Below are 21,847 nucleotides of genomic sequence, written 5' to 3'. Positions count from 1 at the left end.
CGAAGCGGACAGGGGCCGCGTCAGCCCGGCACGCTCGTCAGCGGGGTACCGGACGGCCGGCCCGGGGCGGCAGGCGCGCAGGACGGGTCGGCGGCGAGCATCATCAGCTGGGCGAACGTCGGGTTCGACCCGGCGGGATCGCCGCCGGCCCGGCGCCACTGGCGGTACTTGGCGGCGTAGCTGATGACGGTCTCCTTGCCCTTGCGCGAGCGGGGGCGGGTGAACGCGCCGGCCCACAGGCCGTCCCACGCGGCGTAGGCCGGGTCCCGCAGCATGACCCGGTGGGCCCGGGCGAGGTTCCAGTGCGGTATGCCGGTGTTCAGGTGGTGGACCAGGTGGTACCGGTCGTTGTGACGGCTAATCAGGAACCGCTCCAGGAACCGGCCGTGGCGGTTGCGGGTCAGCAGCACCGGCTGCCGCTCGCTCTCCGGCATCGGGTAGTGCTCGGCCAGTTCGGCGAGCCAGCCGATGGCCGCGTTGGTGGTGAACAGCGGGACGAACCAGAACAGGGCCAGCTCCGGCAGCCACCCGAACCAGGCGCAGACCGCGGCGATGACCGCCCACTGGGCGAGCAGGACGGCCCGCTCGACCCGCAGGCTCACCGGCACCGAGACGGTGACCTGGGAGGCGTCGAAGAAGAGCCGCTCACGGGCCACGTACCGGATGTAGCCGAAAGCACGCAGACCGAGCGCCGACATCACCAGGTACTTGTAGAAGAAGTACCGGTCGGAGCGCTCGGTGTCGTACAGCCCGCACTCGATGTGGAAGCTGTAGTCGGGGTCGTTCTCGGCGTCACCCAGGTTGCGGTGGTGGTTGCCGACGTGCGAGCTGCGGTAGGGGCCGAGCAGGTGCCACACCAGGTACCCGGAGAGCACCGTGCCGCCGAGCAGGTTGAGCGTCTTGTTGCGGGCGAGCACCTTGTGGGACGACTCGTGCAGGAAGTGGGCGAGGAAGCGCTGGGTGGAGCCGATGACGACCAGGGCCACCGGATAGAACCAGTACGATCCCGCGACGCAGAGAGCTACGGATGCGGCGATCAGTGCGTACTCGAAGAGGATTGCCAGCGGGCCGTGGTGGTTGTCGAGCCGACAGAGCTCCCGGAGTTCCTTTCTGACCGCGGGAGCCAGTCGGTCGAAGTTCAGTTGCTCTATTGCGGACATGCCCGTCCTTCGGTCTGCACGCACCATGCAATGCGTTCTTTCGGATGGAGGGAGACGCCGGGCGGCGCCGTCTGACGGACGCTATACGCGCAATGTCTCCCGGCACGTCTGCGGCAGGTTTATCCACCAGGGTGCGTGGCATTTACGGGACTCCCCCGCGGCTAGTCATCTCGCTTATTCGGTCCGGCCCGCCGCCGTGCCAGCATTGACGCCCGCGCGTAATCACACACTGCCCGCATCACCCACCCTCTCGTCAAAAACCTCCGGAGGTCCGCGCCATGAAATCCGTGCTCATCCTCTCCTGGATAGCCATCGGCAACGTGCCCGCCGCGGTCGGGGAGCTCCGGGCCCGCGACCTGCGGCCGGTGCTGGTCTCGAACCTGCCCGACGACCCCAACGCCGGCCTCTGCGACGACCACATCGTGTTCGACTGGGACAGCGAGGACCTCGACACCCTCACCGCCCGGATCGACGAGCGCGGCATCGTGCCGATCGCCGTCGTCAGCATGATCGAGAAGCTGATCGAGTGGAACATCGCGCTCACCACGCACTACGACCTCCCCGGTGGCGGCACCAGCCGCGCCGTGCTGGCGAGCAAGACCCTGGTCCGCGAGCACATGCGCGCCCTGGGCCTGTCCCGCATCAAGTTCACCGGCGACCCGCGGACCGTGGACTTCTTCCCCGCCATCGTCAAGCCCGCGCGGGAGTCGTCGGCCTCCTACCTGGTCAAGCGGGTGGACGACCGGGAGGAGCTGCTCGCCCATCTGAAGCACCTGGAGGAGTCCGGGGCGGGCGGTGTGGAGCTGATCGCCGAGGAGTTCCTGCCGGGCACCGAGTTCTCCGTCGACGGCCCCGTGGTCAGGGGCCGCTTCCATCCGCTGCTCGCGGTCGAGAAGCCCGACCACGACGACGTCAAGCACCATGACGCGGGACTCGAGTTCCACCCGCCGCAGCAGGACCACGTGCGCGAGGGCGTGCGGGTGCTGTGCGAGGCGATCGACACGCTGTGCGCCGACCGCGGCCTCGACCAGCTCTGGCTGCACTTCGAGGGCCGCAGCTCGCCGGACGGCCGGACCGAGCTGGTCGAGATCAACCTCCGGGCCGGCGGCGGCGAGATCCCGCGGTCGATCCAGGAGCTGTACGGCATCGACGTGTTCGAGGTCATCGTCTCCATGGCGCTGGGCGAGTACGCGCCGCGGGAGCTGCCGGCCCTGCGCGAGCGGCCGATGATCGGCTGGATGGACGTGGAGGCCGAGGAGATCGGCACGGTCGAGATCACCACCACCGAGGAGGAGCTGCTGGCCCTGCCCGGCGTCCTCCACGTGCGGCTGAACAACGGGTTCCGGGTCACCCGGCTGGACATGGAGAACTTCTTCTTCACCTTCGCGATGACCGCCGGCTCCGTGGCCGGGCTGCGCGAGCACGCGGCGCGGGTCCTCGACACCCTCGAGTACCGCGTCCGGCCGTGACCGGCCGCCCGGGCGACGTCTGAAAGCCCGGCCCCCACACCGCGCGTGTGGGGGCCGGGCTTCGTCCGTGGCGCTCAGCCGTCCGCCGCGACCATGCCGGCCGTGAGCGTGGCTCCGTCGGCCTCGTCGACCAGCAGGAACGAGCCGGTGCGCCGGTGGTCGGCGTAGTCGTCCAGCGGCAGCGGCGAGGCCGTGCGCAGCGTGACGCGGCCGATGTCGTTGGCCCGCAGCGCCCCCGGGCCGGGCAGACGGCGCAGGGTCTCCAGGTCGAGGACCGAGTCGAGCGAGCGGACCTGCGCCTTGACCACGGCGGTGCCGTGGCGCAGCAGCACCCGGTCGCCGGCGCGCAGCGGCCGGTCGGCGACGTGGCAGACGGTCGCGGACACGTCCTGGGTGAGCCGCGGGGCCTGTCCGGCCGCGGCGATGAGGTCGCCGCGCGCGACGTCCACGTCGTCGGCCAGGCGGAGCGTCACCGACGCGCCGGCGCGGGCGGCGTCGACGTCGAGCTCGCCGAGCCGGTCGATCCCGGCGATCGTCGTCCGCTTCCCCGAGGGCAGGACGAGCACGTCGTCGCCGGGACGGAACACGCCGGAGGTGATCTGGCCGGCGTAGCCGCGGTAGTCGCGGAACCCGTCGGTCTGCGGCCGCAGCACGTACTGCACCGGCATCCGCGCCGGGGCGGCGGAGGCGTCGCGGTCGGCGTCGACCGTCTCCAGGTGTTCGAGCAGCGTCGGGCCGGTGTGCCAGTCCATCCGCCCGGACGGGTCCACGATGTTGTCCCCGCGCAGGGCGCTGACCGGGATCGCCGTCACGGCGGTGACGCCGAGCGCGCGGGCGTACCGCGTGAACTCGTCGGCGATCCGGGCGAAGCGGTCCTCGGCGTAGCCGACGAGGTCCATCTTGTTGACGGCGAGGACGACGTGCGGCACCTTCAGCAGGGCGGCGACGGCGGCGTGCCGGCGGGTCTGCTCGACCACGCCGTGGCGCGCGTCCACCAGCACGACGGCGACCTGTGCGGTCGAGGCGCCGGTGACCATGTTGCGGGTGTACTGCACGTGTCCGGGCGTGTCGGCCAGGATGAAGCGGCGCCTGGGCGTGGCGAAGTAGCGGTAGGCGACATCGATGGTGATGCCCTGTTCGCGCTCGGCGCGCAGCCCGTCGGTCAGCAGCGCGAGGTCCGCGCTGTCCAGCCCGCGCTCGCGCGAGACGCGCTCGACGGCGTCGAGCTGGTCGGCGAAGACCTGTTTGGTGTCGTGCAGCAGCCGGCCGACGAGCGTGGACTTGCCGTCGTCGACGGAGCCGGCCGTGGCGAGCCGCAGCAGCGATCCGGGCTGTGCGGCGGCGGTGTTCCGGGCCGTGAGCGGCACTGTGGGTGTGTGCATCTAGAAGTACCCCTCGCGCTTGCGGTCTTCCATGGCCGCCTCGGACAGTTTGTCGTCGGCTCGGGTCGCGCCGCGCTCGGTCAGCGTCGAGGCGGCGATCTCGGCGATGATCTCCTGCAGGGTCACGGCGGTGGATTCGACGGCGCCGGTGCAGGACATGTCGCCGACGGTGCGGTAGCGCACCCGGCGGGTGCGGACCGTCTCGCCCTCGGCGGGCCCGCCCCAGTCGCCGGCGGTGAGCCACATGCCGCCGCGCCGGAAGACCTCGCGATCGTGGGCGAAGTAGATCGAGGGCAGCTCGATGCGCTCGCGCTCGATGTACTGCCACACGTCGAGTTCGGTGAAGTTGCTCAGCGGGAAGACCCGCACGTGCTCGCCCGGGCTGTGCCGGCCGTTGTACAGCGACCACAGCTCCGGGCGTTGCCGCCGGGGGTCCCACTGCCCGAACTCGTCGCGCAGCGAGAAGACGCGTTCCTTCGCCCGCGCCTTCTCCTCGTCGCGCCGTCCGCCGCCGAACAGGGCGTCGAAGCGGTGGGTGTGCACGGCGTCGAGCAGCGGCACGGTCTGCAGCGGATTGCGGGTGCCGTCCGGCCGTTCGCGCAGCCGCCCGTCGTCGATGTAGTCCTGCACCCGTGCCACGTCCAGGCGGACGCCGGCGCGGGCGACGGCCCGGTCGCGGAACTCCAGGACCTCGGGGAAGTTGTGCCCGGTGTCCACGTGCAGCAGGCCGAAGGGGATCCTCGCGGGCCAGAAGGCCTTGGCGGCGATGTGCAGCATGACGATCGAGTCCTTGCCGCCGGAGAACAGCAGCACCGGGCGCTCGAACTGGGCGGCGGCCTCGCGGAAGATGTGCACCGCTTCGGACTCGAGCGCGTCGAGGTGGCCCGGCAGCGCCGAGCGCGGCGGGCGCAGCGCGCCGGCGGTGTCGACAACGGTCATGTCAGTCTCCTTCTCACAGTCCCCGTGCAGCGAGCAGCGCACGCACCTGCCGGACCGACTCGTCGATCGTGGTGTCCTGCGTGTGGAGGCGCAGATCGGGGTCGGCCGGCGCTTCGTAGGGGTCGTCGGCGCCGGTCAGACCGCTGATCTCGCCCGCCGCCTGCCTGGCGTACAGGCCCTTGACGTCCCGGCCGGCGCAAACCTCCACCGGGGTCGCCACGTGCACCTCCAGGTAGCCGACGCCGTGCGCCGTGTGCTGGTCGCGCACCGCGGCGCGGGAGTGCGCGTAGGGGGCGATGACGGGGGCCAGCACGGTCACGCCGTGCTCGGCGAGCAGCCGGGCGAGGAACCCGATGCGCCGCACGCTGGTGTCCCGGTCGGCCCGGGAGAAGCCGAGGTCCGGGGAGAGGGCGGCGCGGACCTCGTCACCGTCGAGCACCTGCACCCGGTGCCCTTCGGCCGAGAGCCGCTCGGCGAGTGCGGCGGCGATGGTCGTCTTGCCGGCGCTCGGCAGTCCGGTCAGCCAGACCGTGCCGCCCCGCCAGCGGGCCGGGCCGTCGTCGGTGTCGCTCATACCCGGACCTCCTCCCGGCGGGAACCGCCGCGCGCCACGGACGCGTCGGCGACGTGCACGGTGGTGCCGGCCCCCGCGAGCGCGCGGCTGACGGGGTGCGGGGTGCGTCCGTCGGCGATGCGCACGGTGGTGACGCCGCCGGTCAGTGCTTCACGGGCGGCGATGAGCTTGAGCGCCATGCCACCGGTGGCGGACGGGTCGGGCGCGCCGCTGGGGGCGATCCGGACGGTGCCGCGCACGCTGGTGGGGTCGGCGGGATCGGCGAGCACGCCGGGTGCGCCGGTGAGCAGCAGCAGCTGGTCGGCTCCGAGGGCGGCGGCGAGCGCCGCCGCGGCCCGGTCGGCGTCGACGTTGACGGGCTGATCGTGCTCGTCGATGGCCGGGGGCGAGACCACCGGTACGTGGCCGGCCCGGAGCAGGGTGCGCGGGAGTTCGGGGTGGACGGTGGTGATCCGGCCGCTGTGGTTGTCGCGGACCAGGACGGTGCGGCCGTCGACGACGGCGCGGACGGCGGCCTTGCGGCGGGCCCGCAGCATGCCGCCGTCCATGCCGGTGAGGCCGACCGCGGGCACGTGGTGGCGGGCGAGTTCCGCCACCAGCCGGGGTTTGACCGCGCCGGCCAGGGCGAGGACGACCACTTCGAGGGTGTCCGGGTCGGTGTAGCGGGTGGCCACGCCGTCCGGTGCGACCAGGGTGCGCTGCGGGACGTCGAGCCGGCCGGCCAGCCGGCCGATGTCGCCGGAGCCGCCGTGGACGAGCAGGATGGAGTGGCCCTCGTGGACCAGGCGGGCGATGTCGGCGCAGATGCCCGCGGCGTCGACGGCGGGGTTGCCACCGCATTTGACGACGGTCAGGGGTTTGGTGAGCACGCTTCTCTCCGGTTCGGCCGGGGCTACAGCGGGTGCAGGCCGGGGAAGGTGAGACCGAGGGTCTCGGGCAGGCCCATGCGGACGTTGAGGCTCTGCACGGCGTTGCCGGCGCCGCCCTTGACCAGGTTGTCCAGGGCACCGATGGCGCTCAGCCGGCCGGTGTCCTCGTCGAGGGCGAAGCCGACGTCGCAGAAGTTCGACCCCAGCAGGATCTTCGGGTCGGGGTAGCGGTGGATGCCGCGCTGGTGGGCGACGACCCGGACGAACGGCTCGTCGGCGTAGCACTCGCGGAAGGCCCGGCGCACGGCCTTGGCGTCGACCCCGGGGCGCGGGGTGACGTGGCAGAGCGTCTGGGCGCCGCGGACCGCCTCGACGCCGGTGGCGGTCATCGCGGTCGCCACGCCGAGGTGCTGGGAGATCTCGGCCTCGTGCCGGTGCCGGGTGGGCGCGAAGACGCGCATGACACCGCTGCGTTCGGCGTGCAGGTTGGCCGGGCCGGCCGTCGCGCCCGAGCCGCTGGAGCCGGTCCTCGCGTCCACCTGGGCGCCTCGCCCGGGGTCGATCAGGTCGTGCGCCACCAGGGGGTGCAGGGCGAGCACGGCGGCCGTGGCCATGCAGCCCGGCACGCTGATCAGGTCGGCGGTGCGCAGGCGCTCGCGGTACAGCTCCGGCAGGCCGGGGACGAAGTCGCCGAGCAGCTTGGGAGCCAGGTGCTCCTCGCCGTAGTAGCGCTCGAAGACCTCGGTGTCGTGGAGCCGGAAGTCGCCGGTCAGGTCGAGGACGACGGCGGCCCGCGAGCGCCACCGCTCGATCTGGGTCATCGCCACCCGGTGCGGCAGTGCCAGGAACACCGCGTCGCTCTCCGGGGCCTCGTCGGCCGAGCAGAACGCCAGCTCGGTGACGGAGCGCAGATGGGGATGGACACTGTCGATCCGCTTGCCGGGGAAGCGGGACGACACGGCGCCCACCACCTCGGCCTCGGGGTGCCCCAGCAGCAGCCGCAGCAGTTCCCCGCCGATGTAGCCGGCCGCGCCGACCACCGTCACGCGCAGCACGGCCACGCCCTCCTCACCCGCATACGTCGTAGCGCCACCAGCACGTCCTCCAGTTCGAACGGTCTTGACCTGTGCAAAGGGAAAGTTCGAGCCCGCCCGCTCGCCCCGCGGCCGCGGCGGTCGCCTGCCGCGGGGCTCGCCGGACCGGCGTCGGCGCCGCGCGGCCGCGGCGCCCCGGTCACCCGGCGGCGGCGAGGATGCCGAAGTTGCGGCGGGCGATGGACACGGCGAGGTCCTGTACGGCGAAGGCCGTCATGTAGTAGCCGTGCGGGGGGATGTCGGGGGTCAGCGTCAGCGTGAACGTCGTCTCACCGGTCCCGTCCGGCGCGATCCTGACCTTGCGCAGGTCCGGTTCGATCCGGCAGCCGGCGCGTCCGTAGCTGGCGAAGAACATGCCGACGCGCAGGATGCCGGGCCGGGCGTCGCGCACGGCCACCCGCACCTCGTTGACGGTGCCCTGCTCCGCTCCGTCCTCGGCGTGGACGAGCAGCGACGGGGAGTCGAACAGCCGGAAGGCGACGTCGCCGCAGCGGGTGCAGACGATGCCCTCGAAGTCGAGCGAGGTGGGCACCAGGGCACGCCGGCTGTAGCGCTCGGCGGGCCGCCCGCACTGGCAGCGCACGTGGCTGACGTCGGACAGGTCGATCCGGCCGCGCTCGCCGAAGTAGGCGAAGCAGTTGCTGAGTTCGTTCTCCGGGTCCTTGACGAACTGGGTGGCGATCGCCATGTCCAGCGACTGCAGGTCGTCCATCAGGCCGCGGATCACCGGGGTCCGGTCCTGGTGCACCGCCAGGTCCCGCCGGGAGACCTGGGTCTCGACCTTGGCGGCGAGCTTGCCCAGGCGGCCGCGGAGCGGGTGGTTGGGGGACAGCACCCCGCCGGCGAGGTACGCGGTGAGGCGGGCGGAGGCGGTCAGCAGCAGCTGCTCCGGCTCGACGGCGGGCGGCTCGGGTGTGGGGCCCGGGTCGTCGCCCATGCCGAACTGGACGTAGGCGGGGTAGGGCTCCGACGTGCCGATGCTCGCGTTGAGCGCCGCGGCGGAGGAGGCCTCCGCCAGGGCGGCGTCCGTCCAGACGAGGTTCTCCGGGCGGGCGGAGGCGTGCACCGTGATCGCGCCGACGACGTTGCGGGCGGTCCCGTCGATCGCGTTGAGCATCAGCTGGTACTTCGGGTCGTAGACGGCGGCGTCGGCGAAGGGGCTGTTGTTGCAGGAGCTGAGCACCACCTCGGCGGCGCGGATGTCCCGCAGCTGGATCAGCTTGTCCACGGGCTTGTAGCAGGTGGAGGTGGCGCAGATCGGGGCGACCAGGGCCGGGTTGCGTCCGACGGTCTCGTTCAGGCCGCAGATGGTGAAGTCGGCGAGGTTGATCGAGTCGTCCTTGCCGTGTCCCTGCAGCATCAGCCGCCGCCAGCGGGTGCCGAGAATCTCGGACTTGACGTCGGTGGTCCCCACCTCGCCCTCGTTGCGCAGGTGGATGCCGTCGCGGGTGAGACCGCGGTCGACGGCGGTGAAGAGACCGAGTTCGCGCACGTCCGGGGCCGGCACGACGTACTGCTTGGCGGTGAACCAGGCGAGGGAGGCCGCGTCCCGGCCGGTGAGGAACGACAGACGCACGTCCGGCCGGCGCGAGGCGGCGCGCACCAGCGGCCAGACGAGGTCCACGGTGAAGTGCTCGTAGAGTCCGGCGATCAGCAGGGAGTACGCCTCGGGCCGGCCGTTCTCCTCGGGGGCGAGCCGGTCGAGCAGGGCGGGGACCAGCTCCTCCTCGTCGATCCAGGTGCGGGCGCAGGGCGTGATGAGCGCGTGCAGCCCGGCCGGCAGGGTCTCGGGCCTGAGCACGACGCCGTACGTGCGGGCGGCCGGGCGGCGCACCTCCCCGTACAGGCCGGCCGAACGCTCGGCGGAGGCGGCCAGGTCGGCCCGTCCGCCGGTCCACACCGGGACGGACGCGGGCGAGTCCGCGGCGAGGAACTCCTCGACGGCGGCGGCGTACGGACCCGCGTCTTCGAGGACCGAGAACGGCGAGGTCATCAGGGTTGCCGTCCCGACGCCGGGACCGTGGGGCGCGGACTGCATGAGGTGTGGCTCCTTCGGGGAAAGTGGTGCGCTTGCGGGCGGGAAGGGTGGGTCCGGAACGCGGCGCGCCCCGGCGTACACAGCGCGGGGCGGGCCGCTCGCGGTGACGGTTACTCGCCCCAGTCCTCTTCGACGTCGGGGGCGAGGGCAAGCACCAGGGGGTCGAGCGCCACGATCTCCAGCTCGCTCCGGCAGCCCCCGCAGTCCAAGACCTCGTTCAGCCGGACCGAGTCGCCGATGCTCACCGGCTCCTCGCACGACGGGCAGGACCGGGCAGTCTTCGTGATCAAGAGATGTGCTCCTTTCGGCCGCTTCTTCCCGGGCGGGCCGCGGTGTCGAGAGCGGTACGGACCGTCCGCACCACCCGTTCCGCGGTGAGGTCGTAGTGCGCGACGAGGTGTTCCTGGCTGCCGACCTGGTCGACGAAGGTGTCCGGCACCCCCAGGCGCACCACCCGGACCGGCTCGCGCTCGGCGAGCGTCTCGGCCACCGCGCCGCCCAGTCCGCCGCCGCGCCAGTGCTCCTCGAGCGTCACGACGAGGTCGGCGGGGCGGGCGGCGGCGGTCAGCGTCTCGGTGTCGAGCGGGCGCAGGGTGTGCATGTTCAGCACCGTCGCCTCGATGCCGTGCCCGGCGAGCACGTCCGCCGCGGCGAGGCAGGCGAGCACCGGGTACGGGCCGCAGCTCGCGAGCACGACGTCGCCGCCCTGCCGCAGCGTCTGCGCCTGCCCGATGACGGGGGGCGGGCCGGCGGGCAGCGGCGGGGTCGCCTTGCGGCCCAGGCGCACGTAGAGCGGTCCGGGCAGGTCGAGGCTCTGTGCGACGAACGCCTCGGTGGCGGCGGCGTCGGCCGGCACCACCACGGTCATGCCGGGCAGCGCCCGCATCACGGCGAGATCCTCCAGGGCCTGGTGCGTCGGACCGAGGTGGCCCGCGGCCAGACCGCCGTGGGTGGCCATGATGCGGACCGGCAGCCGGTTGTAGGCGATGTCGATCTTGATCGCTTCCAGCGCCCGGGAGGTGGCGAAGGCGGCCATCGTGTTGACGAACGGGACCCGCCCGCACGCCGCCATCCCGGCGGCCACGCCCATCAGGTTCTGCTCGGCGATACCGAGGTTGAGGTACTGCTCCCCGGCGGCCGCCGCGTGGTCCGCGGTGAACAGACCGGTGTCGGAGTCGAGGCACATCAGCTCGGGATGCCGCGCCAGCAGGGGAAGCAGGGCGTCCCGGTACGCCTCTCGGGTCGCGCGGCTCATCCGCCGGCCTCCGTGGCTCGTAGGGCGTTCAGCGCCCGCGAGTGGTTGCGGGGCGAGAGGGTGACGTAGTGGCTGGCCGGACGGCCGGCCAGGAAGGGCAGGCCGTGGCCCTTGACCGTGCGGGCGATCAGCACGCTCGGCTTGCCCGGCTCCCACGGCGCGGCGGCGAGGTGCTCCGCCAGCAGCGCCGGGTCGTGGCCGTCCGCCTCGCGCACCGACCATCCGAAGCTGCGCCAGCGCTCGGCCAGCGGCTCCATCGGTGCGATGCCCTCGGTCGCTCCGGTCAGCTGCAGGCCGTTGCAGTCGACCACGGCGACCAGCCGGTCCAGGCGCAGGGTCGCGGCCGCGATCGCCGCCTCCCACACCGAGCCCTCCTGCAGCTCACCGTCGCCCAGCAGGACGAAGCTGCGCGCCGGGCTGCCCGCGTGACGGGCGGCCAGCGCGAAGCCGCAGCCCAGGGCGAGTCCGTGGCCGAGCGACCCGGTGGGCAGCTCCACGCCGGGCACCGCGCGCACCGGGTGGCCCATCAGCCTGCTGCCGGGGCGGCCGAAGCCGGCGAGTTCCTCCACCGGGAAGAAGCCGCGCTCGGCCAGCGTCGCGTACAGCGCCAGGGCGGCGTGGCCCTTGCTGAGCAGGAAGCGGTCGCGGTGCGGGTCGTCCGGCCGCCGCGGGTCCACGTCGAGGACCGAGAAGTACAGCGCGGTGAGCACGTCCGTGCAGGAGAGCCCGCCGCCGAGGTGACCGCCCTCGGGCCCGGCGCACATGTCGACCACGTGCCGGCGGATCCGGGCGGCGACCGCGTCCAGCGTCCCGAGTGCGTCCCGCTCCAGCAGCTGGTTTCCGCTCATGCCGCCGCCTTCGCGAGCGTGGCCACCATGTCCCGGTGGGCCCACACCTTCTCGAAGGCGTCGGCGTACAGCGACAGCAGGCCGCCCGCCCCCGGGTTGAGGTGGCGTTTCTGGATGGTCAGCGAGTCGGCGATGACCGCGCGGGTCACCGGGTAGCCCTCGCCCGGGACCGTTCCGGGCGCGCCGGTCAGGGCCCACGGGTGGCCGGAGCCGAAGCCGAGGCGCTCGACGAACACCTTCTGGTCGGGCAGCGGCATCAGCTGGTACTGCGACATCGGGACGCCCTCGGCGCGCAGCAGCCGGCGCAGCGTCGAGCGCAGCGCCCGCGGGCTCACCCCGTCCAGGCCGAACGCGGCCGGGTCGAACCGGAAGCGCAGGATGTGCCAGACGTGGGTGGTGTCCGGGAGCGCGGTGGGCACCCGCAGGCCGGGCAGCTTCGCGAGCCGGGCGAGGAACTCGGTGACGTTGTGCTGCCGTTGTGCCTCGTAGGCGTCGAAGCGGGCGAGCTGCGCGGAGGTGAACGCGGCCTGTAGGGCGTTCATCTTGTGGTTCCAGCCCAAACCGTAGGAGATGTAGTCGCGGTCGCGGCCGGCCTCGATGACCTCGCCGAACTGCCGGCCCCGGCGCATCGCCTCGGCCAGCTCGGCGCTGCCGGTCACCAGCAGCCCGCCCTCACCGCAGGTCGGGATGTTCTTGCTGACCTGGAGGCTGAAGGAGCCGGCGTCGCCGATCGCGCCGACCGGCCGGCCGCGGTGCGTCGCCCCGGGGGCCTGGGCGGCGTCCTCGACCACCGCGAGGCCGTGCTTGCGGGCGATCGCCATGACGCGGTCCATGTCGGCGGGCGCGCCGTGCAGGTGCACGGGGATGATCGCCTTGGTCCTGGGCGTGATGCGGCGCTCGATGTCGTCCGGGTCGATGTTGAAGGTGACCGGGTCGATGTCGGCGAAGACGGGGACGGCCATCTGGTGCACCGGTGCGAGCCCGGTGGCGATGAAGCTGAGCGCGGGCACGATCACCTCGTCCCCCGGTCCGACGCCGAGGGCGGACAGTGCCAGGGACAGCGCCGCGGTGCCGTTGGACACCGCGACGCAGTGCGCGTGGCCGAAGCGGCTCGCCCAGTCGTGCTCCAGGTCGGAGACCGGGTTCGCGCCGTCGGTGTCGGACACCAGCCGGGCGCCGTCGAGCGCGTCGAGGACGGCCTTGCGGTCGTCGTCCTCGACCAGGGGCCACTGCACGTGGCGTCGGTCTTTCGGCACGGCCGGCGTACCGCCGAGCGCTGCCAGCTTGCTGCTCACTTCTCCACTCCGGAAGGTCACGAGGGTCGATGCGTACGCGGTCACAGCCGGGCCGCCACCGCGCCGACGGCGTCCACCGCCCGCGCGTAGGCGCTGCGCAGCAGCGTGGTGTGGCGGGCGAGGTCGGGGGCGGCCGCGCGGGGGTCCCCGAGGCCGTGGGCGCCGGTGAACCGCAGCCCGGTCCACGCGTGCGCCACGGTCTCGACCGCCCGGCCCGCCGCGGCCAGCGCCGGATCGCGCCACTCATGGCCGCAGCGGCGCAGCAGTTCACCGTGGAGTGAGGCCTGCGCCTGCATGGCCCAGCCGAACGGGTACAGCTCGCGCAGGGCGCCGGCGTCGTTCGCCCGGCACCGGTCGAGGAGTTCCGCGGCGAACCGGTCGAACCCGGCGAGGCCGGTGCGGACCGGGCCGGCCGTGGTGAAGTCCTCGACGTTGGAGCGCAGGAAGCCGCCCAGCAGTTCCGGTGTCAGCGGCGCGGGCACGTCGTCCAGCCGGACGTCGAGGCAGCGCCGGCCGATCCGGGAGTCGCTGAAGAAGGCGTCCTGGACGTCGGTCGGGTTCTCCGAGTTCCAGCTGCGCAGGAACTGCTCGATCGGGACCGCGCCGCGGAAGGCCGGCGGCATCGCGTCCGAGACGTAGACCACGCCGCGGGCCTCGTCCAAACCGTAGATCACCACCTGGTGCGCGGCGTGCACGTCTCCGTAGGCGGGCCGGAACGGCAGGTGGAAGTTGTCCACGGCGGCGATGACCAGCCGGTCCTCGACCAGCGAGGCGCGCACCTCGCGCCAGACGTCCCGCTCGTCGGCCGGCTGCCACCAGCGGGCGCGCAGGGCGTGGTGCGGGGCCAGCGCGGTGCCGAGGTCGACGGTGCCCGACTCGTCGGGCAGGCACGGGTAGTAGAACTCCTCGTGCCGGACGTCGCCGGGCAGGTGCAGGAACCGCCAGCCCGCGCCGAGCACGGAGAGGGGGTCGACGCCCTCGCGTGCCAGCACCGAACCGATGGTGGCCTGGAGGCAGCTGATGAGGTCGCGGTACCACAGCTCGGGTTCCGGCCCGTTGATCGTGTACGTGCGCGCGGCCGCCCCGACGGGGAGGTCCGCGGCGGTCACGTCCGCGGCGGTGGTGCCCTTGACGGTCACGTCCCCGGCGGTCACGTCCCCGGCGGTCGTGTTCCCCGTGGTGACGGCCTCGGCGGTCACGGCCGCGGCGGTGACGTCCCGCACGGTGATGTCCTCGACGGTCATGTCAGAGCTCCGTCCGCTGAAGGGTGACCGCGAAGATGTGCACCGCGACGTTGCGCGGCAGCAGGATGCCGGTCAGATCGGCCCGCCTGGTCACGGCCACCCGCTGCGCCCACATCACCGCGGGAACGCCCCGCTGCACGTGGTGCGGATAGTGCATGGCCAGGCTCTCGAAGGCCTTGACCTCACCGAACCACGCCGGGGCCGCCCAGAAGTCGGAGACCCGCAGCGGTTCCGCGTCCACCGAGCCGTCCGCGAAGGTCAGTTCGACGGTGTCCTCGCTGCGCCGTTCGGACGCCGCCAGGACGTGGATCCAGTCGTAGCGGTCCCGGGGGACCTTGATGAACTGGCCGGCGCAGCGGATGTTGTCGGGCCCCTCGCAGACCGGAGGGAACTCGAAGGGAACTCCGTCCACGTGGACGAGGCTCCCGCCCGCGGGCAGGTATTCCGCCGCGAACGAGTTCCGCCACACGTTGAATGCCCCCGCTCCGGTCTCCACCGCCGAAGAAATTGCCGCATTGTTGCGGAGGTCGGAAATGTCGATCCGGTCGAACAGAAATCTTGTGGCTGAGGACGTCGCGATCCCCGTCAAGTGTCCCACCTCGCTGGAACGGAATGTACGTCTCGAAGGTAGTCTGCTGATGCGCGCATATCGTCAGCACGGCGATTACCCAGGACATCCGCATGCGGATGCGGCGTACGCGCCGGGTAATCGTCCGGACGGTTCCGCCGGAACTCACGGCCGGAGTGCGACGGCGCGCAGCTTCTCGTAGTACGGCTGGTGGTGGTCGCGGAAGGCGCGCAGCACCGGGTCCGCCGCCACCTTCTCGGCCCCGTCGGACCTGCTGCGGGTGAAGCCGGAGGTCTGGCTGGTCGCCCGGTGCCACTTGCTGGTCGACTGCCACTCCGAGCGCATCCCCGGCTGCCAGCTCAGCGCCTCGGGCCGGAAGGGGATGCCCACCGCTTCGCAGTAGGCCCGCACGGTCTCGGCCGGGCGGTCGAGCAGGTCGTCGGAGTCGATCACGACGGGCGTGCGGCCGGTGACGGCCTGAACGGCGGTGAAGATCTCGTACAGCCGGGCGAAGCCGATCTCGTCGCGGCCCAGCTGCGGGTTGAGCGCGTGGTGCGAGGCGATCGCCTCGGCCGGGTCGCGGATGATGAAGGTGTGCGTCGCGGTGGCGAGGAAGGCCTCGTCCGCGAGCAGCGCCGGGTAGGGGAAGTCCGTCGTGTCCTTGAAGAACACCGGCTGCCGGGACGCCATGGCGCGCAGCTCGGCGAGCACGTCGTGCTCGTCGCGGGCGACGCGGTCTCCGACCTCCACCTCACCGAAGTCCACCACCCGGGAGAAGGGCTCGTGCACGACGGCGTGGTCGCCCCGCTCCGTCATCATCCGCGCGAACGCGGTCGAGCGGCAGCGGGGCGCGCTCCACAGGGCGAGCACCGGAATCCGCTCCGACGTGTTTTCCACGACTTCCCCCTCGGTTTCCTGACGGCGGCCAACGATTTCCGCCGGGTTCTCGAATGCGGCAAGAATGACACGGCACCGACCGGAGCCGGGTAATCAGAATTCGCAACCGCCGCGGCCGGAGTCCTTGCGATACGTCCTCACGATTCCTTTCGGCGCGGACGCGCGGGCCGTCCCAGCCCGCCTATTTTTTTCCTCCACGCGGCACGCCCGCCCTGCCGCCGGCCAACCAGGGTCCGTTATACGGAGGTCATGTGTCAGCAACGCCCGAGCGCCCAGACGCCCGCAGCATCGCCGTGCTCGCCAGCAGGATCGGCGCTGACGAGAAGCGGCTGTTCGACGCCTTCGAGCGGCGCGGTGTCCTCTTCGAGCACATCGACCCGCGGCGGCAGTGGTTCCCGGTCGGGCAGCGCGAGCTGCCCTGGCGCCTCGCGCTGAACCGGGAGATCGGCCAGACCCGGGCGGTGTACGCGGCGCGCTGCCTCGCCGCCGCGGGGGTCGACATGGTCAACAGCGTGGCCGCGACCGAGGTGTGCGGCGACAAGTGGCTCACCTCCCAGGCGTTGGCAGAGGCCCGCGTGCCGACGCCGCGCACCGCGCTCGCCCTCACCCCGCAGGCCGCCCTGACCGCCCTGGACTCCCTCGGCTACCCGGCGGTGCTCAAGCCGCTGGTCGGCTCCTGGGGCCGGCTGGTGGTCCAGCTGCCCGACGCGGTGGCGGCGGAGAGCGTGCTGGAGTACGCCGGCGCGCTGTCCGGCCCGCAGTCGCACCTGGCGTATGTGCAGGAGCTGGTCGACAAGCCGGACCGGGACATCCGCGTGATCGTGATCGGCGGCCAGGTCGCCGGCGCGATCTACCGCACCGGTGAGGGCCTGCGCACCAACGTGGCGCTCGGCGGGCAGGCGCAGCCGTGCGAGGTGACGGCCGAGATCGAGAAGCTGTCCCTCGAAGCGGCCACCGCCGTCGGCGCGGACATCGCCGGCGTCGACCTGATCGAGGACCGCGAGGGCCGGCTGCTGGTCCTGGAGGTCAACCACCGGGTGGAGTTCTCCGGTTTCCAGTCCGTCCTCGGCGACCGGGTCAGTGTCGCGGACCGCATCCTGGACCACCTGCTGGAACGGGGACAGCGATGAACCGCTCCCGCACCGCCTCGGGCGCGGTGACCGAGACGTACGCCGCCGGACTGCTGCGCACGATGCTGGAGACGCCCTCGCCGTCGTACCACGAGCGCGACCTGGCCGGCTTCCTCGCCGAGGCGATGACGGGCCTGGGCTTCCGGGCGCACATCGACGACGTGGGCAACGTGATCGGCGTGATCGAGCGCGGGGACGGCCCGACCGTGATGCTGCTCGGGCACATGGACACCGTCTCGGGCCATGTGCCGGTGCGGTCCGAGGACGGCCGGCTGTACGGCCGCGGCGCGGTGGACGCGAAGGGGCCGCTGGCGGCGATGATCTGCGCCGCGGCCGGCGCGGTGGACTTCCCCGGCCGGATCGTGGTGATCGGCGTCGTCGAGGAGGAGACGCCGGGCTCGCGGGGAGCGATGGCGGTCCGCGCCCGCCACGAGCGGCCGGACGCGCTGATCATCGGCGAGCCGAGCGGCTGGGCGGGCGTGGTGCTCGGCTACAAGGGCAAGCTCGACCTGCGCTACACCGTCAAGTGCCCGGCCACGCACCCGAGCAACCCGGTGCCGAAGGCGTCCGAGCTGGCCGCCGCCTGCTGGACCACGCTGCTCGAACTGCTCGGACCGGACGCGAGCCACGCCGTGTTCGACCGGCCGGGCCCGACGCTGTGCCGGCTCAACGCCGACCTGACCACGGCCACGATGGACCTCAGCATCCGCACCCCGCCGGGATTCGACGACGCCAAGCTGGTGCGCGAGCTGCGCGAGCGGCTGACCGCCGGTGAGCTGAAGGTGCTGAACGCGGTCTCCGCCTGCCGCGTGGGCCGCGCCGACCCGGTGGTGCGCGCCCTGGTCACCGGCATCCGCCGGCTGCACGCCCAGCCGCGCCTGGTGCTGAAGACGGCCACCTCGGACATGAACACCCTCGCCGAGGAGTGGGACATCCCCATGGCCACCTACGGTCCGGGCGACAGCAGCCTCGACCACGCCGACGACGAGCACATCGTCCTCGCGGACTACCTGCGCGGCATCGACGTGCTGACCACCGCCATCGCGGAGCTGGCACACCTGCCCGGGCGCCCGGACGAGCGGGTGAGCGCCGCGCCCCCGTCGCTGAGGAGCATCAAGTGACCGACATGACCCAGCGCCTGGCCGCGTTGCCCGCGGAACGCCGCGCGAGCTTTCTGGCCCGGCTGCGACAGCTGGCGGCGGCGGAACCGGCCCTGGTCGCGCGCGGCCACACGGGCCCGGCCCCGCTGTCGCCCGCGCAGGAGTCGCTCCGCTTCCTCGGCCGTGCCGTGCCGGGCGGCCCCGCCGCCGGCGCGCCCCTGCTGCTGCGCCTGCGGGGCGACCTGGACCGGGACGCACTGCACTCGGCGCTGGCCGCGCTGGTGGACCGGCACGAGGCGCTGCGCACCACGATCGTGGAGCACGAGGACGGCCCCGTCCAGGTGGTCGCGGCCGGCGTCCCGGTCCGGCTTCCGCTGATCGAGGCCGAGGGCGAGGACCACGACCGGCGGCTGCGGGCCGCGCGGGAACTGATCGCGCGCCGCATCCGCGAGCCGTACGACCCGTCCGGCACGCCGGCCTGGCGCGCGCTGCTGGTCCGGGTGGCGGCGGACGACCACCTGTTCCTGCTCGACATCCCCGCCCCGCACTGCGACACCGGGTCGCACGGCATCCTGGTCCGCGACCTCGCCGAGCTCTACCGCTGCGCGCGCGAGGGCGGCCCGGCCCGGCTGCCCGCCGTCGCCGTGCAGTACCCGGACTACGCGCTGTGGGAGCGCGAGCGGCGCGGCGCCGACGACCTGGACCGTCTCACCGCGTACTGGCGTGAGCGGCTGGCCGGCGCCGAGACGATGGAGTTCCCGGCCGACCGGCCCCGCGGTGAGACCCGCGGCCGTGCCGGTGACAGCCGCCGCTTCGCCGTCGGCCGGCAGGCCCTGAAGCGGGCGGCGGACCTGGCCCGGCAGGAGGGCGTGACCACCGCCGACGTGCTCACCGCCGCGTTCTTCACCCTGCTGCACCGGTACTGCGGCCTGGCCGACCTGGTGATCGGCTCCCCGGACACCGGCCGGCGGCACCCCGCCCTCGCCTGCACCGTCGGGCCCTTCACCGAGCTGCGGGTGCTGCGCGCGGACCTCTCCGGCGACCCCGCCTTCCGCACCCTGGTCCGGCGGGTCGCCCACGAGTCGGCCGAGGCGTCGGCCCACGGCGGCCTGCCGTTCGACCGGCTCGTGGAGGCGGTCGAACCGGTCGCCGACCCGTCGCGCCCGCCGCTCTTCCCGATCGCGTTCGGCGTGCGGGACGCGGAGGCCGTCGCCGGCCTGCCCGGTCTCGGCACCTCGCTGGAGACCGTCCGCACGGACGTCTCGCACACCGACATGAGCTGGGCCCTGACCTGTCCGCCGGAGCCCGGCTCCGACGGGTCGCTGGTCGTCGACTTCGACAGCGCCCTGTTCGACGCCGGGAGCATCGACCGGTTCGCCCGGCACTACGACACACTGCTGCACTCCCTGACCGCCGATCCGGACGCCCCGCTGTCGGCCGCCGAACTGCTCAGCCCGGCGGACCTCGCGTTCTTGGCCGAGGTCGGCACCGGACCGGTGCGGCCGGTCCGCGAGTCCACCGTGGTGCGGGAGTTCGAGGCGCGCGTCGAGGAGGCCCCGGACAGCGTCGCGGTCGTCGTCGCCGGCGTCGAGACCGGTTACGCCGAACTGAACGTCCGGGCGAACCGGCTCGCCGCCCTGCTGCGCGGGCGGGGCGCCGGACCCGGCACGCGGGTCGGTCTGTGCCTGCGCCGCACCCTGGACCTGCCGACCGCGATCCTCGCGGTGCTCAAGACCGGCGCGGCCTATGTGCCGCTCGACCCGGCGAGCCCCGCCGGGCGGGTCGCGGAGATCGCCGCCGACGCGGACGTACGGGTGGTGGTCGCCCACGCCGACGCCGCCCAGGCCGTGCGCGAGGTCGGGGCGCCCGTCGTGACGCTGGACGAGGTACGCGCCGAACTCGCGGCGCTGCCCGGCCACAACCCGCCGCTCGCGGCGGGGCCCGCAGACGTCGCCTACGTCATCTACACCTCCGGCAGCACCGGCAAGCCGAAGGGCGTGCTGCTGGAGCACCGCGGCGTGGTCAACTTCATCGACTCCACCCGGGAGCTGTTCGAGCTGACACCGGCCGACCGGGTGCTCGGCTTCGCCTCGGCCACCTTCGACGTCTCCGTGTTCGAGACGTTCTCGGCCCTGCTGACCGGGGCGCGGCTGTACCTGGCGACCGACGAGGAACGGCTGTCCGTCGACCGGCTCCAGACGCTGATGGAGCGGCACGGCATCACCGTCATCGACCTGCCCCCTACCGTCATGCCGCTGCTCGCCCCGGAGAAGTTCACCGACCTGCGGATCGCGTTCGTGGGCGGCGAGAGCTTCAGCGGTGAGCTGGTGAACCGGTGGAACCCGGGACGCCGGCTGTTCAACGGCTACGGGCCGACCGAGTGCACGGTCACCATGATCGTCGAGGAGTGCCCGGGCAGCTGGGAGACCTCGCCGCCGATCGGCCTGCCGATGGCCAACCACGTGGCGCACGTGCTCGACCGCGAGCTGCGCCCGGTGCCGGTCGGCGTGCCGGGCGAACTCGTGATCGGCGGCGCCGGACTGGCCCGCGGCTACCTCAACCGCGACGAGCTGACCGCGCAGAAGTTCATCGCCGACCCGTTCGGCACCGCGCCCGGCGGCCGGCTGTACCGGACCGGCGACCTGGTGAAGCGGCTGCCGGACGGCCGGCTGGTCTTCCTCGGCCGGATCGACCAGCAGGTCAAGATCCGCGGCCTGCGGATCGAACTCGGCGAGGTGGAGTCGGCGCTCACCGGCTTTTCCGGCATCGGGCCGGTCAGCGTGCAGGCCTGGACTGACGACAAGGGGGCGAAGCACCTGGTCGGCTACCTGACCGGGGTGACCGAGCAGCAGCTGCCGGCGGTGCGCGAACACCTGCGCGCGCTGCTGCCCTCGTACATGATCCCCTCCTGGTTCGTGGTCCTCGACGAGCTGCCGGTCACCAGCAGCGGCAAGGTCGACCGGCGCCGGCTGCCCGCGCCGGACCCGAGCCGCGCGGGCGAGGAGCCGGGCGAGCGCCGGCCGCTCACCGCGACCGAACGCCGCCTGCTGCGCGAGGTGGTCGCCCCGCTGCTGGGCGAGGGCCGGATCGGGGTGCACGACGACTTCTTCCTGGCCGGCGGCAACAGCCTGCAGGCGGTCCAGCTCATGTCGGCGATCAAGCGCCGCTTCGGGGTGGAGATCGCGCTCGGCGACTTCTTCGCCTCCCCCACCGTCGCCCGGCTGGCCGCCGCCGTCGACACCCACCGCGCCGCCCGCCCGGCGGCCGGCCGGGCACCGGTCGTGATGCGCGCCTCGGGCCCGGCCCAGGTGATCCTGATGCACCCGTCCGGCGGCGCCCTGTTCTGCTACGTGCCGCTGGTCAGGGCGCTGCGCGAGTCCGTCTCGGTGAGCGGGTTCGCCGCCGACCCGGACGACAGCGCGCTGCCGGTGCGGGAGGGCCTCGCCGCGTCCGCCGCCAGGATCGCGCACCACCTGCTGGAGACCGGCCTGCCGGACACGACCTGCCTGGCCGGCTGGTCGTACGGCGGGGTGCTCGCCTTCGAGGTCGCCCGGCAGATCGAGGAGAAGACCGGGCAGCGCCCCCCGGTCGTCCTGCTGGACTCCGCCTACGACGAGGACTCCGCGCCGCTCGACGAGGCGACGGTGCGGCAGCGCTTCGTGCGCGACCTCGCCCGGCTGACCGGACGCGACCCGCACCGGATCGAACCGGAGATCGACGGCGGGGAGCTGGCCGGCAGTTACCGCACCTTCCGGTTCTGTGCCCTGGCGATGCAGGAGTACCGCCCGCCGGGCCCGTACGGCGGACCGGTCACCCTGCTCACCGCCTCGCCGCGGATCGCCATGGAAGAGCAGTGGCGGGCGGTGTGCACCGGCCCGTTCCGGGCCGAGAACGTGCCCGGCGACCACTACACCCTGTTCACGGAACCGGCGTTGAGCCGGGTCGTCGCGGCGCTCGAAGCGACGCTGCCCAGCTGAGGAGACCC

The 21,847-nt window shown here is 73.0% G+C and carries 18 protein-coding genes; 4 read left to right on the top strand and 14 right to left on the bottom strand.

Going from position 1 to position 21,847, the window contains the following annotated elements; all coding sequences use genetic code 11:
* Positions 1–20 precede the first annotated feature (20 nt).
* Positions 21–1,160: a fatty acid desaturase family protein gene (locus tag G7Z13_RS22860; RefSeq protein WP_166002105.1), complete on the bottom strand. Its 1,140-nt coding sequence runs from the start codon at positions 1,158–1,160 to the stop codon at positions 21–23.
* Positions 1,161–1,438: 278 nt separating this feature from the next.
* Here G7Z13_RS22860 and G7Z13_RS22855 point away from each other — a divergent pair, with 278 nt between their 5' ends.
* On the top strand, positions 1,439–2,629 hold the full coding sequence (locus G7Z13_RS22855; protein WP_166002104.1) for an ATP-grasp domain-containing protein: 1,191 nt from the start codon (positions 1,439–1,441) through the stop codon (positions 2,627–2,629).
* A 74-nt stretch (positions 2,630–2,703) separates the two neighbouring features.
* Here the strand turns inward: G7Z13_RS22855 and G7Z13_RS22850 are convergent, their stop codons facing one another.
* The 13 genes from G7Z13_RS22850 to G7Z13_RS22790 all read right to left on the bottom strand — a co-directional run bounded on the left by G7Z13_RS22850 (position 2,704) and on the right by G7Z13_RS22790 (position 15,632).
* Entirely contained in the window at positions 2,704–4,011 is a 1,308-nt protein-coding gene (locus G7Z13_RS22850) for a GTP-binding protein (RefSeq protein ID WP_166002103.1), read from the bottom strand.
* Entirely contained in the window at positions 4,012–4,950 is a 939-nt protein-coding gene (gene cysD, locus G7Z13_RS22845; RefSeq protein WP_166002102.1) for a sulfate adenylyltransferase subunit CysD, read from the bottom strand.
* Positions 4,951–4,963: 13 nt separating this feature from the next.
* Positions 4,964–5,524 carry an adenylyl-sulfate kinase gene (gene cysC, locus G7Z13_RS22840; protein WP_166002101.1) on the bottom strand — a complete coding sequence of 187 codons (561 nt, stop codon included), beginning with the start codon at positions 5,522–5,524 and terminating at the stop codon, positions 4,964–4,966.
* A complete protein-coding gene (locus tag G7Z13_RS22835; RefSeq protein ID WP_166002100.1) occupies positions 5,521–6,393 on the bottom strand; it encodes a [LysW]-aminoadipate kinase in 873 nt (290 codons plus the stop codon). Before G7Z13_RS22835 ends, cysC begins: the two co-directional genes overlap by 4 nt.
* Before the next feature lie 23 nt (positions 6,394–6,416).
* Entirely contained in the window at positions 6,417–7,448 is a 1,032-nt protein-coding gene (gene argC / locus G7Z13_RS22830) for an N-acetyl-gamma-glutamyl-phosphate reductase (RefSeq protein ID WP_166005217.1), read from the bottom strand.
* 178 nt (positions 7,449–7,626) lie between these two features.
* Positions 7,627–9,525: a hypothetical protein gene (locus G7Z13_RS22825; RefSeq protein ID WP_166002099.1), complete on the bottom strand. Its 1,899-nt coding sequence runs from the start codon at positions 9,523–9,525 to the stop codon at positions 7,627–7,629.
* A gap of 110 nt (positions 9,526–9,635) precedes the next feature.
* Complete coding sequence (locus tag G7Z13_RS22820; RefSeq protein WP_166002098.1) at positions 9,636–9,815, bottom strand: lysine biosynthesis protein LysW; 180 nt, start codon at positions 9,813–9,815, stop codon at positions 9,636–9,638.
* A complete protein-coding gene (locus G7Z13_RS22815) occupies positions 9,812–10,780 on the bottom strand; it encodes a transketolase C-terminal domain-containing protein (RefSeq protein WP_166002097.1) in 969 nt (322 codons plus the stop codon). Before G7Z13_RS22815 ends, G7Z13_RS22820 begins: the two co-directional genes overlap by 4 nt.
* Complete coding sequence (locus G7Z13_RS22810; RefSeq protein ID WP_166002096.1) at positions 10,777–11,628, bottom strand: transketolase; 852 nt, start codon at positions 11,626–11,628, stop codon at positions 10,777–10,779. Before G7Z13_RS22810 ends, G7Z13_RS22815 begins: the two co-directional genes overlap by 4 nt.
* A complete protein-coding gene (locus G7Z13_RS22805) occupies positions 11,625–12,923 on the bottom strand; it encodes a DegT/DnrJ/EryC1/StrS family aminotransferase (RefSeq protein ID WP_166002095.1) in 1,299 nt (432 codons plus the stop codon). Before G7Z13_RS22805 ends, G7Z13_RS22810 begins: the two co-directional genes overlap by 4 nt.
* Positions 12,924–12,964: 41 nt before the next feature.
* Positions 12,965–14,167: a BtrH N-terminal domain-containing protein gene (locus G7Z13_RS22800; protein WP_166002094.1), complete on the bottom strand. Its 1,203-nt coding sequence runs from the start codon at positions 14,165–14,167 to the stop codon at positions 12,965–12,967.
* Position 14,168: 1 nt separating this feature from the next.
* The gene (locus G7Z13_RS22795; RefSeq protein WP_240926320.1) at positions 14,169–14,579 is read right to left on the bottom strand and encodes a hypothetical protein; all 411 of its coding nucleotides are present in this window, start codon (positions 14,577–14,579) and stop codon (positions 14,169–14,171) included.
* 321 nt (positions 14,580–14,900) lie between these two features.
* Complete coding sequence (locus tag G7Z13_RS22790) at positions 14,901–15,632, bottom strand: sulfotransferase family protein (protein ID WP_166002092.1); 732 nt, start codon at positions 15,630–15,632, stop codon at positions 14,901–14,903.
* Between the two features lie 251 nt (positions 15,633–15,883).
* Here G7Z13_RS22790 and lysX point away from each other — a divergent pair, with 251 nt between their 5' ends.
* From lysX to G7Z13_RS22775, 3 genes are read left to right on the top strand one after another with little or no spacing between them, the layout of a single operon-like run.
* Positions 15,884–16,762 carry a lysine biosynthesis protein LysX gene (gene lysX, locus G7Z13_RS22785; RefSeq protein WP_166002091.1) on the top strand — a complete coding sequence of 293 codons (879 nt, stop codon included), beginning with the start codon at positions 15,884–15,886 and terminating at the stop codon, positions 16,760–16,762.
* On the top strand, positions 16,759–17,883 hold the full coding sequence (locus G7Z13_RS22780; protein ID WP_166002090.1) for a M20/M25/M40 family metallo-hydrolase: 1,125 nt from the start codon (positions 16,759–16,761) through the stop codon (positions 17,881–17,883). The genes lysX and G7Z13_RS22780 overlap by 4 nt, the downstream gene beginning before the upstream one ends.
* Positions 17,884–17,888: 5 nt before the next feature.
* Positions 17,889–21,839 (top strand): non-ribosomal peptide synthetase, encoded by a 3,951-nt coding sequence (locus G7Z13_RS22775; RefSeq protein WP_166005215.1) that lies wholly within the window; start codon positions 17,889–17,891, stop codon positions 21,837–21,839.
* Positions 21,840–21,847: the final 8 nt, after the last annotated feature.

The organism is Streptomyces sp. JB150 (genome assembly GCF_011193355.1).
Lineage (GTDB): Bacteria > Actinomycetota > Actinomycetes > Streptomycetales > Streptomycetaceae > Streptomyces.
The sequence above is the reverse complement of the archived record's forward strand: the minus strand, read 5'-3'. Positions and strand labels throughout refer to the sequence as shown.